The sequence below is a fragment of the Oerskovia flava genome (assembly GCF_026163685.1).
Taxonomy (GTDB): domain Bacteria; phylum Actinomycetota; class Actinomycetes; order Actinomycetales; family Cellulomonadaceae; genus Oerskovia_A; species Oerskovia_A flava.
Genome location: NZ_JAOXSR010000001.1, coordinates 465,574 through 481,521, shown reverse-complemented (window position 1 = coordinate 481,521; position 15,948 = coordinate 465,574). Strand labels below are relative to the sequence as shown.

General features: G+C 70.9%; 7 protein-coding genes. 3 read left to right on the top strand and 4 right to left on the bottom strand.

Annotation, left to right across the window (positions count from 1 at the left end):
* The first annotated feature begins 55 nt into the window (after window positions 1-55).
* Together radA and disA are read left to right on the top strand one after the other, a co-directional pair.
* Window positions 56-1,525 carry a DNA repair protein RadA gene (gene radA, locus OHL10_RS02085; RefSeq protein WP_265520480.1) on the top strand — a complete coding sequence of 490 codons (1,470 nt, stop codon included), beginning with the start codon at window positions 56-58 and terminating at the stop codon, window positions 1,523-1,525.
* A gap of 66 nt (window positions 1,526-1,591) precedes the next feature.
* A complete protein-coding gene (gene disA / locus OHL10_RS02080) occupies window positions 1,592-2,677 on the top strand; it encodes a DNA integrity scanning diadenylate cyclase DisA (RefSeq protein WP_265520479.1) in 1,086 nt (361 codons plus the stop codon).
* A 175-nt stretch (window positions 2,678-2,852) separates the two neighbouring features.
* On the opposite strand, the gene OHL10_RS02075 is transcribed toward disA, so the two are convergent.
* The 3 genes from OHL10_RS02075 to OHL10_RS02065 all read right to left on the bottom strand — a co-directional run bounded on the left by OHL10_RS02075 (window position 2,853) and on the right by OHL10_RS02065 (window position 12,886).
* Window positions 2,853-6,626, bottom strand: a complete 3,774-nt coding sequence (locus OHL10_RS02075; RefSeq protein WP_265520478.1) for a PQQ-dependent sugar dehydrogenase — start codon at window positions 6,624-6,626, stop codon at window positions 2,853-2,855.
* Window positions 6,627-6,967: 341 nt separating this feature from the next.
* Window positions 6,968-11,680, bottom strand: coding sequence for a discoidin domain-containing protein (locus OHL10_RS02070; RefSeq protein ID WP_265520477.1), 4,713 nt, complete (start codon window positions 11,678-11,680; stop codon window positions 6,968-6,970).
* Between the two features lie 477 nt (window positions 11,681-12,157).
* Entirely contained in the window at window positions 12,158-12,886 is a 729-nt protein-coding gene (locus OHL10_RS02065) for a hypothetical protein (RefSeq protein WP_265520476.1), read from the bottom strand.
* A gap of 131 nt (window positions 12,887-13,017) precedes the next feature.
* Between OHL10_RS02065 and OHL10_RS02060 the strand changes: the two genes are divergently transcribed.
* Window positions 13,018-13,941, top strand: coding sequence for an HhH-GPD family protein (locus OHL10_RS02060; protein WP_322645510.1), 924 nt, complete (start codon window positions 13,018-13,020; stop codon window positions 13,939-13,941).
* 19 nt (window positions 13,942-13,960) lie between these two features.
* On the opposite strand, the gene OHL10_RS02055 is transcribed toward OHL10_RS02060, so the two are convergent.
* Window positions 13,961-15,928, bottom strand: a complete 1,968-nt coding sequence (locus OHL10_RS02055; protein ID WP_265520993.1) for a glycoside hydrolase family 127 protein — start codon at window positions 15,926-15,928, stop codon at window positions 13,961-13,963.
* Window positions 15,929-15,948: the final 20 nt, after the last annotated feature.

Below are 15,948 nucleotides of genomic sequence, written 5' to 3'. Positions count from 1 at the left end.
GAGTGCCGGTGCACGTGCTTGCGCGGCTGTCGGACGCCCCGGCTACCGTCGAGCCGTGACCTCGACCAGCACGTCCTCAACCACCGCGAAGTCGTCCAAGCGCGGCACCCGCCCCGGCTACCGCTGCAGCGAGTGCGGCTGGACCACCGCCAAGTGGGCGGGCCGCTGCGGGGAGTGCCAGGAGTGGGGCACCGTGACAGAGGAAGCCGCCGCCGCGGCCGGGCCGCGGACGACGGCGGTCACCCCGACGCGCTCCCCCGCCCGCCCGATCGGCGAGATCAACGTCGAGTCCGCCCGGGCGACGCCCACCGGGGTCGCGGAGTTCGACCGGGTGCTCGGTGGCGGTATCGTCCCGGGCGCGGTCGTGCTGCTCGCCGGGGAACCGGGTGTCGGCAAGTCCACGCTGCTGCTGGCGGTCGCCTCCAACGTCGCGTCCGGCGCGACCGACCTGCCCGGCGTCGCGGCCTCCGCGCCGCGCACCGTCCTGTACGTCACGGGCGAGGAGTCCGCCGGTCAAGTACGGCTGCGTGCCGAACGGATCGGCGCCCTCGCGCCCGGGTTGCTGCTCGCCGCCGAGACGGACCTCGCGACGATCCTCGGGCACGTCGAGGCCGTCGACCCGGACCTTCTCGTCGTCGACTCCGTCCAGACGATCGCCTCCGCGCAGGTCGACGGCGCGCCGGGCGGCGTCAGCCAGGTGCGGGAGGTCGCGGCATCACTCATCGCCGCGGCGAAGGGCCGGGACCTGCCCGTCGTACTCGTCGGGCACGTCACCAAGGACGGCTCCGTCGCGGGCCCCCGCACGCTCGAGCACCTCGTCGACGTCGTCTGCCAGTTCGAGGGCGACCGCCACTCGCGCCTGCGCCTCGTGCGCGCCGTGAAGAACCGGTACGGGCCCACCGACGAGGTCGGCTGCTTCGACCTCTCAGAGGCCGGGATCGTGGGCCTCGCCGACCCGAGCGGGCTCTTCCTGTCGCACACCGGCATCGGCGTCCCGGGCACCTGCACCTCGGTCACCCTGGAGGGCCGCCGGCCGCTCGCGCTGGAGATCCAGGCACTGGTCGTCCCCAGCTCGCTCGCGAACCCGCGGCGCACCACCAGCGGTATCGACAACAGCCGCCTCGCGATGATCCTCGCCGTGATGCACCGGCACGCGGGCGTGCGGGTCGTCGACCAAGACGTCTACGTCTCGACCATCGGAGGCGCCCGCGTCTCCGAGCCGGCCGCCGACCTCGCCATCACCCTCGCGGTGCTCTCCGCGCGGGAGAACGAGGGTCTGCCACCGGGCACCATCGCGTTCGGCGAGGTCGGGCTGGCCGGCGACATCCGCCCCGTCGGCGGGCTCGACCGCCGGCTCGGGGAGGCCGCACGGCTTGGCTTCACGCGCGCCGTCGTCCCCCGGGGGTCCGCCGTGAAGCCCGTCGCCGGCATGACGATCCTGCCCGCTCAGCACCTCGGCGAGGCCGTCGAGCTCGCACGGGGTGCAGCACGGCCCGCGCCTGGACACACCGCAACCGAATCGTGACCAGATCTTGCCAGGTCCGGGCGCTCCACCGCGGCGTGACAGCGTCGGCAGCGTAAGATTCTGCCCGTGGCAAACTCCCCCGCGCACCTGGACGACCTGCTCCGGGAGACCCTTGCGGCCGTCGCTCCCGGGACCGAGCTCCGCGACGGCCTGGAACGCATCCTGCGCGGGCGGACGGGTGCCCTGATCGTCCTCGGCCTGGACAAGACCGTCGAGGCCATGTGCTCGGGTGGGTTCGTCCTCGACGTGGGCTTCTCCGCGACCCGGCTGCGCGAGCTGTCCAAGATGGACGGCGCCGTCGTCCTCGACCGCGACGCCAACCGGATCCTGCGCGCGGCGGTCCAGCTGCTGCCCGACCCCACGATCGAGACGACCGAGTCCGGCACCCGCCACCGCACCGCTGAGCGGGTCGCCAAGCAGTCCGGCTACCCGGTCGTCTCGGTGAGCGCGTCCATGCGGATCGTCGGGATCTACGTCGGCGGTCAGCGCTACGTGCTGGAGGACTCCGACACGATCCTCTCGCGCGCCAACCAGGCCCTGGCCACGCTCGAGCGCTACCGCGCCCGCCTCGACGAGGTGAGCGGAACCCTGTCCGCCCTCGAGATCGAGGACCTCGTGACGGTGCGCGACGTGTGCGCCGTGGTCCAGCGGCTCGAGATGGTCGGCCGCATCTCCGAGGAGATCGCGGGCTACGTCATCGAGCTCGGCACCGACGGGCGTTTGCTCGCCCTGCAGCTGGACGAGCTCATCGGCGGCATCGGCTCGGACCGCGAGTTCGTCATCCGCGACTACGTCGAGCTCGCCCGCAAGGAGAGGTCGCTGGCGGACGTGCAGCGCGCGCTGTCCTCACTGGACTCGACGCAGCTGCTCGACCTGGGGCAGATCGGCCGAGTCCTCGAGCTCCCAGGTGGCGGCGACGCGCTCGACGCCGCCGTCGCGCCCCACGGCTACCGGCTGCTCTCGAAGGTTCCCCGCCTGCCGGGCGCCATCATCGACCGGCTCGTCGCGCACTTCGGCGGCCTGCAGAAGTTGCTCGCGGCGAGCATCGACGACCTCATGGCGGTCGACGGCGTCGGCGAGCAGCGGGCCCGCGCGGTGCGCGAGGGCCTGTCGCGCCTCGCCGAGTCGAGCATCCTCGAGCGCTACGTCTGATCCTCACCCGGCCCTGACCAGGTTTGCGCTGACCTGACCGGTCTGCCCTGCTCAGCCCTGGCGCGCCCGCACTACCCCGGACAGCGGTGTGCCCGCCGCGGTCGTGAGGACCGCGGCGGGCACACCTTCCGGGACGGGCGAGGCGGGGTCGGACCCCGCCTCACCCGTCGTGGCGTCAGCCGCAGCTCAGAGCGGCGTACCCGGACTCGACCGTGGCCGTCCTCCCCTCGGCGTCGGTCGTGGTGACGGTCGCCGTGCCGGCGTCGACCTCGTCGGCCCGCGCGTTGAACGTCTGGAAGGCGTTCTTGCCCGGGGCCACGTTCTCGACCGTCTTGCTGCCGTACGGCGTGTCGAGCGTGATGGTGAGCGGGACCGTGTCCTCGTTGAGGGCGCGGACCGCGACGTACGCACCGCCGGCGAGGCACCGCGTCTGGACGGTCACCTCGACGGCCACGTCCGGCTCTCCGGCCGGCAGCCCTGTGAGGTACTCGAACCCGGTCACGGCGAACTCCTCGCCCGCCGGGGCCAGGTCGTACTCCATCACGTAGTACGCGACGCCTGCCTCCTGACCCGCGGCGAGGATCTCCTGCAGCGGCATGTCGCCCTCACCCAGGTTGGTGAAGGTCGGACGACCCTCACCAGCCAGACCGATCGCGTCCTTGACGTGCAGCAGCTCGATCCGGTCGCCGTACTGCTCGATCAGCGCCGGGACGTCGACACCCGCATGAGCCGCCCACGCCACGTCCAGCTGGAACGTCACGAACTCCGGGTCGGTCTCCGCGACGAGGATCTCCCACGCGGAGAGCTCCTCACCGTCGTGCTCGTACGTCGTCGTGAACTCCTGGTCGTGGTTGTGGCCGAAGAACTTCTCCAGCCCCGCGTCCACGGTCCGCTCACCCAGACGGTTCATCGCCTCGGCCGTCGCCAACGTGTTCTCGTACGAACCGATCCCCGGCTGCGGGAACCCGCCCGAGCCCACGTACTCCTGGCCCAGCGTCGAGACGTAGTCCAACGTCTCGTCGAACGTCCCCTCGTTCACGTTGTAGTGCGACGACGGCACGTTCAGACCGTACGAGTCCGCCAGCTCACGGAACTCCTGCGCGGTGTACCCACCGAAGTTCCCACCGAACGGCTCGATGTTCTCGAACCCGATCTCACCCAGACGCTCCAGCACCGCCTCCAGACCCACCTCGTTCACCCACGGGATCAACGAGAACATCTGGATCGACACCTGCTCGACCGGAACCGTGAGCGGCTCGCCCTCACCGTCGCCGACGGCGAAGGTGAGGGCGTCGACGTCGACCCCACCGGTGCTCGTCACGACGACGGAGCCCGAACCCTCGGGCACGCTGGTCAGCGTCTGCGCGACGTCCCGCCAGCCGTCCTCGCCGGTGAACTCGAACTGGGCGAGCGGCTCACCGGCCGCACCGTCCTCGTCCGCCCACCCCAGCGTGACCGTGCCCTCACCGCTCCCGCGGACGGTGACCTGGTCGATGGTGTCCCCGGTGGGGGCGTGCACGAAGCTCATCGGACGGAAGGTGAACGAGTCGCCCTCGTCGAGCGAGGTCACGTAGGACCCGGCGCTGGCGTCCGCACCGTCCACGACCTCGATGCCCTCGGCGGCGTCATACCACTCCGCCTGCTGCACCTCGGGCTTGAGGATGTTCGTGACCTCACCGGTCGTCGCGGGCACGTCGCCCTGCGCCTGGTCGGTGTACCGCACGACGAGGGTGCCGAAGATCTTCTCGCCCTCACCGTGCTCGACGGCATCCTCGCTCGTCTGGATGGTGAACCCGCAACCAGCCTCGGTGTCCGCCGCTCGACCGCTCACCTCAGGGTGCGCGTGCTCGTTGTGCCCGAGACCGAACGTGTACTGGATGTTGCGGCACGTCGGGTCGTCCCCGTCCTCGGCGTCGTTCACCGAGACCGTGTACGAGACGGCGTCGCCCCAGTTGAAGATGGCGCCGTCCGGGACGTCGAGCGTGATCTCGGGCGCGGTGTTGCCGACCGTGATCTGCTGGATCGCGAGCCCGAAGTTGCCCTCGGGGTCGGTGACGCGCAGCTGCACGTTGAACTGGCCCCGCTCGGTGAACGTGTGCGTGACGGACACGCCCTCGGCGTCGTACTCACCGTCGGCGTCGAAGTCCCACTCGTACGTGAGTTCCTCGCTCGGGCTCTCCGCGTCACGAGAGGCCGAGGCGTCGAACGTCACCTCGAGCGGTGCGTCACTGCCCGAGATCGGGTCGGCCGAGATGAAGGCCTGCGGGGTCAGGTTGTCCGCGCCGTAGCCGATCCGGTACAGCCCGGCGTCGGGGTTCTGGCGGAAGAAGCCGTCGCCGTACTCGAGGACGTAGAGCGCGCCGTCCGGACCGAACTCCATGTCCATGACGTTGTCCCAGATGGGCTGGCCGACCGACTCGAGGTGCTCGTTCGGCAGGAAGTTGGTGACCTCGGTGACCTCACCGTCGGACGAGAGCTCGTCAAGGGTGAACGCGGCCACGTAGTCCTGCGAGAACTCGGCCATGAGCGGCTTGCCGTCCCAGTGCTCCGGGAACTTGATGTCCGACTCGAGGCTCTCGTCGTAGCGGTAGATCGGGCCGCCCATCGGCGCCTGACCGCCGCCGCCCCACTCGACCAGCGGGTCGAGCAGCTCGGGCTGGTCGCCGGGGTTGTCGCCGTAGTAGACCTGCGGCGCGATCGACGGCGGGAGGTCGTCGAGACCGGTGTTCCAGGTGGAGGTGTTCACCAGCGCGTCGCAGTCGAAGAACTCTCCCGGCGTCCCGGCCTCGAAGTCCCACTCGTTGTAGGCCTCGTTCGGGCCGTGGCAGTACGGCCAGCCGCCGTTCATCGGCTCGGTCGTCAACTGCCACTCGACGTACCCCATCGGGCCACGATCGGGGTTCGCCGCACCGGCGTCAGGACCGTAGTCGCCCCAGAACAGGGAGCCGGACTCGACGTCGTAGTCGATCCGGAACGGGTTGCGCAGACCCATCACGTAGATCTCCTCGCGCACCAGCTCCGGGTCGGCGTCCGTGCCGTCGAAGAGGTTCCCTTCGGGGATCGTGTAGGTGCTGCCGGGGCCGGGCTCGGTGTCCGCGGCGATGTCCTCGATCGGGTTGATCCGCAGGATCTTCCCGCGCAGGTCGTTGGTGTTGCCGGCCCCTCGGCGGGCGTCGAAGCCCGGGTTCATGCCGGGGGCGTTGTTGATCGGCGTGTAGCCGTTGGCGCCCGGGGTACCGGCCGGTGTGTTGTCCCCGGTGGACAGGAACATGTTGCCGTCGGCGTCCCACGCGATGTCGGCGCCCACGTGGCAGCACTGGCCTCGCTGGGCCGGGACCTTGATGATCTCCCGCTCGGTGGCCAGGTCGATCGTGCTGGACCCTTCGTCCCAGGTGAACCGCGAGAGCTGGTTGTACCCCAGCCACTGGTTCCAGTAGCTCTCGTCCTCACCAGCGGGCAGCGAGTTCGGAGCACTACCCTGCGGCGTCGTCTCGGGGTACTCCACCCCGTCGGGCGAGGTCCCGTCCATCACCCGAGGGGAGTAGACCATGTAGACGTAGCCGTTCTCCGCGAAGTCCGGGTCGAGGGAGATGCCCTGGAGCCCGTCCTCGGAGTTCGCGTAGACGTCGAGCTCGGCGACCTCGGTGGTCCGACCGGTTGCCGAGTCCGTGAGGCGCACGACGCCGTCACGGGCCGTGTGCAGCACCCGCGAGTCGGGCAGCACGGCCAGGTCGATCGGCTCGCCCGTGTTCTTGGTGAGCAGGTTCTTCTCGTACTCGTTCCAGTCCAGCGCCGCCGCGTCCGCGGCAGCCGGTGGGTCGATGGTCGCGTCGTCGTGTCCGGGGTGGGCGCTCGCCCCGCTGATCGTCAGTGGTACCAGTACCGCAACAGACAGCGCTGCGGCGGCACCGCGGGTCAGCCAGCGGCGGCCCGGGATAGGTCTGTGCACAACGTCCTCCTTGACGTATATCGAGGAGCCGGAGGCCCTCGATCGGCGACAACACCTGGCACCGACATCGGCTACCGCGCTGTTCGCAGATCGGTGGTCCCGGACGGAGCCGTCAGCGCTCGTCGACGAGCGCTCACGCGCGACACGGGGATTGTTGCCCACGTCACTCGAGCGACCATACCGGCCACTTCTGCCGATGCCAAGACGAAAGTTGCTATCCAGAAATCCGAGTTGCGAAAACCTACCACCTGAAGTATTACGGTCCGCGCAACGGCAAGAGCCGGGTGGGGCGGGGGCTCCTGACCCCGCCCCACCCGGCCCGAGTGGCCGGTCAGCGCGACTCAGCCGCAGGTCAGCGCGTCGAACGCGGACGTCGCGGTGGTCGACCTCCCCTCGGCATCGGTGACGGTCACGGTCGCTTCGCCGGCGGAGACCGCCGCCGCCCGGACCGCGAACGACTGGTACGCGCTCTTGCCCGGCGCCACCCCGTTGACGGTCTTTGTGCCGAACTCCGTGTCGAGCCGCACCGTGAGCGGCACCTCGTCGTCGTTCACGGCACGGACCGCCACGAACGCCTTACCGGCGACGCACCGCGTGTCGGCCGTGACGGTGACCGCCGGGCCATCTGGTGCACCGTCCCCGACCGTCAGCCGGAGCGTGGTCGTGGTCGTCCCCGCCGTCCCGACGTAGTCGGGCAGGACGAGGTCACCCGTCACCGTGTAGACGCCCGGTGTCTCGACGAGGGCTTCGTCGAAGTCCCAGTCCACCCCGATCGCCTGGTTGTCGCGCGACCCGTCGTTGTACGACACGAGGACCTTCGTCGGCAGGTGCGGCAGCTCACCGACCTCGACGGTCCGCTCGAACTGCTCGGCACCCTGGATGGAGATTCCTCCCGGCGAGTCCTCGGGGCGGACGTACACCTGCGCCTCGGCGATCAGACCGTACGTGGTGTTCGTGCCGTACACGACGAACGGCTCCACGTTGGTCTCGGCCACCATGGCCGGCGTGATCACCTGCCAGGTGAAGTCCAGCGCACCGCGCGTCCCGGTCGAGAAGACGACATCGAGCTGCTCGGGCAGCGTCGGCACCTGGCCCGTCACGGTCCGCATGATGACGGGGCTCGCGACCGACTCGACCGTGTCCCCGTTCACCCGCCAGCGCAGGACCCCTGTCCCCGCTCCGCTCCCCTGCACACCCGTGATCCGGATCCGCAGGTACTGGGCCTCGACCGGCTCGAAATCGATCCGGTTGTACGCGTTACGGGTCAGCGCCCCGGCGTACGTCGAGCCCTCGGCGAGGGTCACCGGTGTCCAGCTCGTTCCGTCGGCGGAGTGCTCGACGACGTAGGTGTCGGCCCGTGGCATCCGCGTGCCGCCGTTGTCGTCGTACCAGTAGATCTCGGTCGACGCGACCAGCACCGGCGAGCCCCAGGCGTACCGGATCCACGCCGCGTTCGCGGCGCTCGTCCCGTTGTTCGGCTGGCCCCACGTGCCCCAGCCGTTGCCAGCACCCGGTGCGGAGCTGGCCGGGGTCGTCGCTTCGTTGACCCGGTTCGCGTTCTCCCAGGAGGCAGAACCGCTCGTCGTGATCGTCGCCGCCGCACCGAACTCCGCGGACATGGCCTTCTCGGCGAGGGTGACCTCGACCTCCCGCTCGGTCGTCAGCTCACCGTCCGACGCGGTGAGCCGGAAGACGTAGTCCCCCGCCACGGTCCCCGTGACGGACGTCGTCAGGCTGCTCGCGTCGCCGAAGATCACGCCGGCACCCTCGGGCGCCGAGACGACCTCCCAGCCGTACGTGAGCTCGCCGTCCTCGGGGATGCCGTCGTCGCTCACCGTGGCGACGAGCCGCGTCGAGAGGTTGCCGTCGGCGGACGTGTCGACCGAGATCGAGACCGTCGGCGGGTCGTTGACGACCTCGGGCACGTCACGCCCGGAGTCGAACACCTGAATCTCGGAGATCGCCGTGAAGAACGACGGTGCGTTCGTGAACGCGACCCGGACCCGATCCGTGGTCACCGTCTCGAAGAGCGCCTCGTTGAACTTCGGGCCCGGGATCTTGGGCGCCTTGAACTGGTCGGGGACCGACGTCCACCCACCGTCACCGTCCGGGACCTGGATCGAGTAGCGCAGCGGCTCGCGGTACCCGCCGGCCTGGCGGTCGCTGACGAACCAGACCTTGACGTTGTCGAGGGTGGTCGCCTCGCCGAGGTCCAGCTCGACGTACCCCGTGTCGCCGGTCGTGCCGTGGTTGCCCCAGTAGGGCTCGTTCACCGTGACGCCGTCGGTGACCGCGTCGAGGGACACCGCGCGCTCGGTCGTGCTGATGGCACCCGGGGTGTAGTTCATGGACCCCGTGCTCCACCCCGGCGTGTGGAAGTTCCGCCACGGGGTGGGGCGAACGCCCTCCTGCGTGGCCGACGACGAGAGCTCGGCCCCCACCGCGAGGTTCGTCGCCTCCTCGTCGAGGTCCAGACCGGCCGTCCGCAGGTAGGACACGACCCGCTCGTCCTCGATCGGGGTGTCCTTGGCGGTGCGGAAGTCCGACGCGGCCGAAGCCACGACCGAGACCTCGAGCCCGTCGTCGGCCTCCACGACCTCGTTCGACGTCGGGTCGTAGACGAAGCGGCCCAGCTCGTCCGCGGTGGCCTTCTTCTCACCGTCGACGAACAGGCTGTACCCGGCGCCGAGGTCGTAGCGCGACCCGTCCGGGTCCCACACGATGGTGATGTCGCTGCCGTGGTAGCGCAGGTTGTTCACCATGAAGTGCTCGTAGCCCAGGTCGATGGGCCAGAGCTCGATCTTGTCGTCGGAGCGTGGCTGGATGCCGCCCATGTCCTCGACGAAGATGTAGTTCATGTTCCCGAGCATCACGTGGTTCGGGTTGTTGCGGTTGAACGTCTTCGTGGTCGGGTTCCAGTTCGAGTAGTACTCGGCCTGGTTGGGCACCCGCACGTCTCCGCCGGGGTAGATGCTCCACGCCATCCAGTCGAGCAGCCGCGAGGCGTACGCAGGCGTGACGTAGGTGTGCTCGGGGTCGTAGTGCCGCAGCCCGGCTCGCACACCGCGGTACTGGACCGTGAAGTTGATGTTCGAGAAGTTGTTGGACCCCCCGATGCCGTACTTCGCGCGGTCGTACTGGTTGGCGGTGTAGAACGGGAAGATCGGGAAGTTGTCCCCGTAGCGCAGGAACCGGTACCCGTCGACGTACTGCTCGTGGTCCTCGAACGGGATGAGGTTCTCGGCGTAGATGTCGTAGAGGTTCGACTCCTTGGCCGGGATGAGGTCACGCTCCGCCTCGGACAACGGGTTCAGGCTCCCGCCCGACCGCGCGCCGTGGGACGTCCCTGCGAGGAACATCCGCGTCTCCTCGCTCCACAGCCGGTCGAGGATCGCGTCGCGGATCTCGTCGGCCGTACCACCCATCTCGTCGACCTTCGCCTGCTCGGCGCCGGCGATCTCGTAGAGCTGGCGTGCGGCGTCGAACGCCCCCCAGACGTACGCCGACTCGGGCCGCTCGATCGTGCGCGCCCCAGGAGCCCCGGCGTTCACCCGCGGGTAACCGAACGTGATCGCGTCCGAGTCGTTGCCCGGCATGTAGTTCGTGTCGTACGCGATGAGCTTGTCGTCGTTGCCGTCGTAGTGCTCGAGCTGGCCCTTGCCGTCCCACTCGAAGTAGTGGGCGAACTTCTCCGCGAGGTCCGCGCCACCACCGTGCACGTTGTAGGCCTCGAGGCCTGCCGTGCCGAGGTACTGGGAGTAGTGGTTGTTCCAGCTCGTGTGACCTGGGCTGTCGAGGAACGCCGAGGATCCCGAGAGCTCACCGATGTTGAGGATCTGCCCGTAGGGCAGGTACGGCGTACGGATCCACTTGGTGTCCTGCAGGTGCATCGGCTGCGTGAGCGCGATCGAGTTCTGGTAGAGGTTCACACCCTCGATCGTCGTGGGGTACTGGTACACGTAGCCCGGCTCGTTGGCGTCGAGGCTGTTGTACCGCTCGCCCCACCACCGGTAGACGATCGCCTTCTCGATCGCCGCGCTCGGCACGTCGATGTACGGGATGTCCGCCGCCCACCGGCGGTTGAACTCGGTGACACCGGTCCGGAACGCCTCGTCCGGATCCATCTGCGCGTAGTCCTCGAACGCGTCCCGCGACCCGGTCAGGGTGTCGGTGTACAGGACGCCGACGACGGACAGGTCGAGCGTGCCGCCCGCCGGCACCGTGATCTCCCGGTCGAGGGCGGCGCCGCTGCGCTCGAAGCCCTCCGCCTTGAGCCCGACGGTCACGTCCGACCACGGGGTGTCGACGAGCCCGTTGTTGGACCCGCTGGTCAGCGTCCGCGTCCCGGTGAGCTCGTCGTCCGCGTCGGTCGACGTCGTGGCGATCGGCGAGGCCGCCCGGACCGTGAAGGTCGCGTCGGCGCCGCCCGGGTTCGTGAACGTCAGGGCGGTGACGGCGACGTTGTCGTAGGTGATGAGCTTCTTGAGGTCCGCGACCACACCCGTCTGGCCGATCGTGTAGCGGCTCGACGCATGGCTCGGCGCGTTGAACCGCTGCGCACCGACCTCGCTGACGGTCACGCCCGGGACCGTGACGGTATAGAAGTTCCCGAGGTTGTTGGGGCCGCCCGCGAACGCGCTGCCCGCGAAGCCCATGACCCCCCAGTTGCTGCCGCCCCGCATGTACAACGTCCGGCCGCGGGTCTGCAGCACGCCGTTGCCCGCCGTGCCGCTCACGCCGAGCACCCGGTCGAGGTAGTAGTCGGTCCCGCCGGCGGCGAGGTCGGCGTCGAAGATCGCGTCGTGCATGCTGTCGGCGGTGAACGGGACGTCGGGCTCGAGGAGCCCGGCGATCTCGGCCTCGTTGACGAACGCGGGGTCACCGATCTCCATGACGTCGGACTCGCCGTTGGTGTAGAGCCCGACGTCGTCCTCGTTCCCTGGTTGCACGGGGGACGCGGCGTGGGCGGAGGCGGGCAGCAGCACGAGGCCGCCGCAGACCATCGCGCCCGTCACGGCCGCCGCGACGGCCTTCCTGAACGATCTTCCCGACATCATCGTGTCCTCTCGATCGGGATCTGGGACGGAGCGTCGCGCCGACGGGACGATCGGCAGGGAACGATCGGCACCCTGGCCGCCCTGCTCTCGTGGCGCGCCGACCTGCGACTCACCGTGGGGGGCCTGCCGTGGGCTCCGCGACGCCCTCGGGACGCCGTGCACCAGCGCACGTCGTCCACGGCATCGTGATGGAGCAGCACCCCGGGCCTCTCGACGGTGAGATCGGCGGTCGCCCGACAGTCAACCACCACCGACGCGCAGACCGCAATCCTTTTCGGTATTTTCGGCTGCACACGGCAGCACCTTCTCCGCCACAGGTGTCGCGAACAGCGCGCTGATCTGCAGCATTTCTCTCGCCAGGAGAGTCGGACGACCCACGACGCCGCGTGGTCACGCTCCAACAAGACCGAAACTCTGCTGCACTGTTTTCTCCGAGGTCTGCTCGGATCGGACGACCAGCGGTGAAGCGAACCGCTACGAGTCCTCGCCGCCCACCTCGTCGTCCTCGTCCTCGCCCTGCTCACCGGTCGGCTCGTCGGTCGGCTCGTCGGTCGGCTCGTCGGTCGGCTCGTCGGTCGCGTCCCCGGACGGCTCCTCCTTCGGCGTCGGAGGTGCGGCGAGCACGACGGTCACCGGTTCGCTGACGGCTCCGTCCACGCCCTCGATCGAGAGCACGGCCTCGTAGGTGCCCGGCGGCAGCGCCTCGGGCTCGCCCTCGCACTCCGGGGCGGACGTGTAGCGCTGCCAGCGCGTCTGCGCGCTGTCGGCGTCTCCTGCGCCCAGCAGGAGCATGCGCTCGCCGCTCGCGCAGTCCCCCGACGACCAGACGCGCTCGCCGTCGGAGGTGATCGTCACCCGGCGCGCGACGTCGGACCCGTCGACGAGGCACTCCCGGGAGCCGACGTGGGAGACCGCCATGGTGAAGAGGACGTTCTGCCCGGGGGCGTACTCCTCCTCGTCGCTCGTGAGGGTGAGCTCGAGGTGCCGGGCCTCGCAGTCCTGCGGAGGGCCGGACGCGGTCGGGCTCGGTGGCGCGGTCTTCCCCGCCGGCTCGTCTCCCCCGGTGAGCAGGGGCTGCACAGCGCGCACCGCGAGCGACCCGAGCAGCACGAGGCCGGCGACCACGCCCGCCAGCACCGCGAGCGCCACGATCCGCCTGACCCACAGGACACCGGCGCTGGGTCTGGTGGGCCCCGTGCTCACGCGTGCTCCGTCCGTCGTCCCGTCGGGTGCGGTCGTGCGACCGACCGCGATGCGACCACGGTACGTCGACCCGCGCGCGGGGCGGACCAGCCGCGCCGTGGTCTGGTCGTGGTGCGTGAGAATAGGGACCGATGGCCTCTCCCAGCACCTCCGTCAGCATGTCCGGCACCCCCTCGGGGAAGCAGCACGCGGACCTGCGGGCCGCCGTCGTGTCCTGGTTCGACGTCGCCGCGCGCGACCTGCCCTGGCGGGCGGCGGACCGGACCGCGTGGGGGGTGCTCGTCAGCGAGGTGATGCTGCAGCAGACCCCGGTGGTCCGGGTGGAGCCCGTGTGGCGGGCATGGATGGCGCGATGGCCCGAGCCCGCCGACCTGGCGGCGGCGCCGACGGCCGACGTGCTGCGCGCCTGGGGCCGGCTCGGCTATCCCCGCCGCGCCCTGCGCCTGCAGGACTGCGCCCGCACCGTGACGGACCAGCACGGCGGGGTGGTCCCGCACGGGGTCGACGAGCTGCGGGCGCTGCCGGGTGTCGGTGAGTACACCGCGGCCGCGGTGACGGCGTTCGCGCACGGACGGCACGCCGTCGTCGTGGACACGAACGTCCGCCGGGTCATCGCCCGCGCCGTCACCGGCGTGGCCCTGCCGGCACCGGCCTACACGGCCGCCGAGCGACGCCTCGCGTCGACCGTCGCGCCGACGGGCGACGACGAGGCCGTCGCCTGGGCGGCGGCCTCGATGGAGCTCGGGGCGCTGGTGTGTACCGCGCGGTCGCCGCAATGCGAGGCGTGCCCCGTCGCCCCACGGTGCGCGTGGCGCCTCGCGGGAAGCCCTGCGGACGAGCATGCCGCCCGACGTCGGACGCAGGCCTGGGAGGGCACCGACCGGCAGGTACGGGGCCGGGTGATGGGTGCGCTCCGCGACGCGCCGGGCCCGCTCGACCGTGCGGTCGTCGCCGGGTTGTGGCACGACACCGCCCAGCTGGGCCGGTGCGTGGCGAGCCTGGTCGAGGACGGCCTCGTCGAGCAGGACGGCGACGTCTACCGCCTCCCGGCGTGAGCGCCGGCGGCCGGCGCCCTCAGTGCGTCGGCAGCCAGATCCGCATCGTGGCCGGCCCGCGGTTGGCCCAGTCGTGGTACGGCACGAGCGGCACGTCGTACGCCTGGTCATCGACCGCCCGTGCGGGGTCGCCCGCCCCGTCGTCGGAAGGGCTCGGTGGCGGCACCAGCGGCCGGTACGGCCACGACGGTGCACCCTCGCGCGGTGTGCGCACCATCGCCCGGACGAGCACCCGGTCCCCCGCGAGCCACGGCGCCACGCTCGTGTCGACCCGCAGGTCACCGACGTCGCCGCTGCCCGGGACGTGGCCGAGGTCGACCGACTCCACGCACAGCACCTCCGGCCCGCGCTGCACGGCGACGCAGCCGCGGACGGCGTCGACGCGGTCGTCCGGCTGGACGAAGTAGGGCGCCACGTCGAGCTCGAGGACGACGACGCTGCCCGCGCGCAGGTCACCGACGAGCACCCGGCCCTGACCCGCCGTGCGGGCCGCGCCCCCGTCGATGCTCAGGGTCGCGCGCCGTGACCAGCCGGGCACCCGCAGCGTGAGGGACCACGGGCGGTCCGGTGCCTCCACGACCCGGACCGTGACCCGGCCGTCGGCGGGGAACCGTGTCTCGACGTCGAGCGCGACCGGCTCCCCCGTCGTCAGGGTCGCCCGAATCTCGCTGGTCGCGTACTGATGGAGCTGGAGCCCGTCGGCGTCGACCGTCGCGACGTACGCCGCGAGGCTCGCGAAGGTACGCGCGACGTTCGGCGGACAGCAGGAGACCTCGAACCAAGGGGCGCGCAACGACGACTCGGCGCGCTTGCTCGGCTCGTCCTGGCTCGCCGGCTCCCCCGGCACCCGCTGGTGCAGGGTGTTCGCGTAGTAGAAGGCCCGGCCGTCGTGCGCCGGGGACGTCGCGACGACGTTGAACAGGGCGCGCTCCACGGCGTCGGCGTACCGCGGGTCGCCCTCGGCGAGCAGCAGCCGCCACCCGACCATGACCGACCCGACCCCGGCGCACGTCTCCGAGTAGGCGCGGTCGGGGGGCAGCACGAAGTCGTCCCCGAACGCCTCGTCCTGGTGGTGCGAGCCCTGCCCGCCGGTGACGTACGTCCGCCGCGCGGAGGTGCGCTCCCACTGCCGGACGACGGCGTCGACCAGCGCGCCGTCCGCCCGTTCGACGCCGACGTCGAGCGCACCGGCCGCGAGGTAGTTGGCGCGCACGGCGTGCCCGCGAAACACCTCGGCATCCCGCACCGGGACGTCGTCCTGGTAGTAGGAACGGCCGAACTCGATGTCCCGCAGGGTGCCGTGGCCGTGCCGCTCGACGAACAGGGCCGCCTGCTCGACGTACCGCGGTTCGTCCAGCGCCCGGCCGAGCTCGACGAGCGCGACCTCGATCTCCGCATGCCCGCAGATCCCCTCGATCCCCCCGGGTCCGAACGTCGCGCAGACGTGCTCCGCGGAACGGCGCGCGACCTCGACGAGCAGGTCGTCGGGGTGCCCGGTGCGGATCCGGGCGACCGCCGCCTGCAGGAGGTGGCCCTGGCAGTACAGCTCGTGACCCCACTCGAGGTCGGAGTACCGCGCGCCCTGGCCCGGGCGACCGAACATGGTGCCGATGTACCCGTCGGGTTCCTGCGCCGCCGCGACCCGCGCCACGATGGCGTCGCGCCGGCGCTCGAGCACGTCGTCGGGCCGTCGCCCCAGCTCCCAGGCCATGGCCTCGAGGAGCTTGTAGACCTCCGAGTCGGCGAACTCCCGGCCGCGACGCGCCCCCGGCAGCGTGCCGCGGACCGCCGCGTCGAAGTTCCCCAGCCAGCCCTCGCGCTCCAACCAGTGCTCGATGTGCCCGAGCGTCGCGGCACGGTTGACCTCCTGCCGCTCGGCCCAGAACCCGCCGGTGATGCGGACCTGGTCGATGCCAAGTGGCTGCAGGCGGGACCTGCCGGGCGCGACCGGGACACCGGTGCCCGGCACGGGGTACCCGGGGCGCACGGCGGGCTGCGGACGGGTCG

What these genes read in the sequence shown, in the direction of transcription:
- OHL10_RS02070 (WP_265520477.1), bottom strand. Translation starts at nt 11,680, where the DNA reads ATGTCGGGAAGATCGTTCAGGAAGGCCGTCGCGGCGGCCGTGACGGGC.
- OHL10_RS02060 (WP_322645510.1), top strand. Translation starts at nt 13,018, where the DNA reads ATGGCCTCTCCCAGCACCTCCGTCAGCATGTCCGGCACCCCCTCGGGG.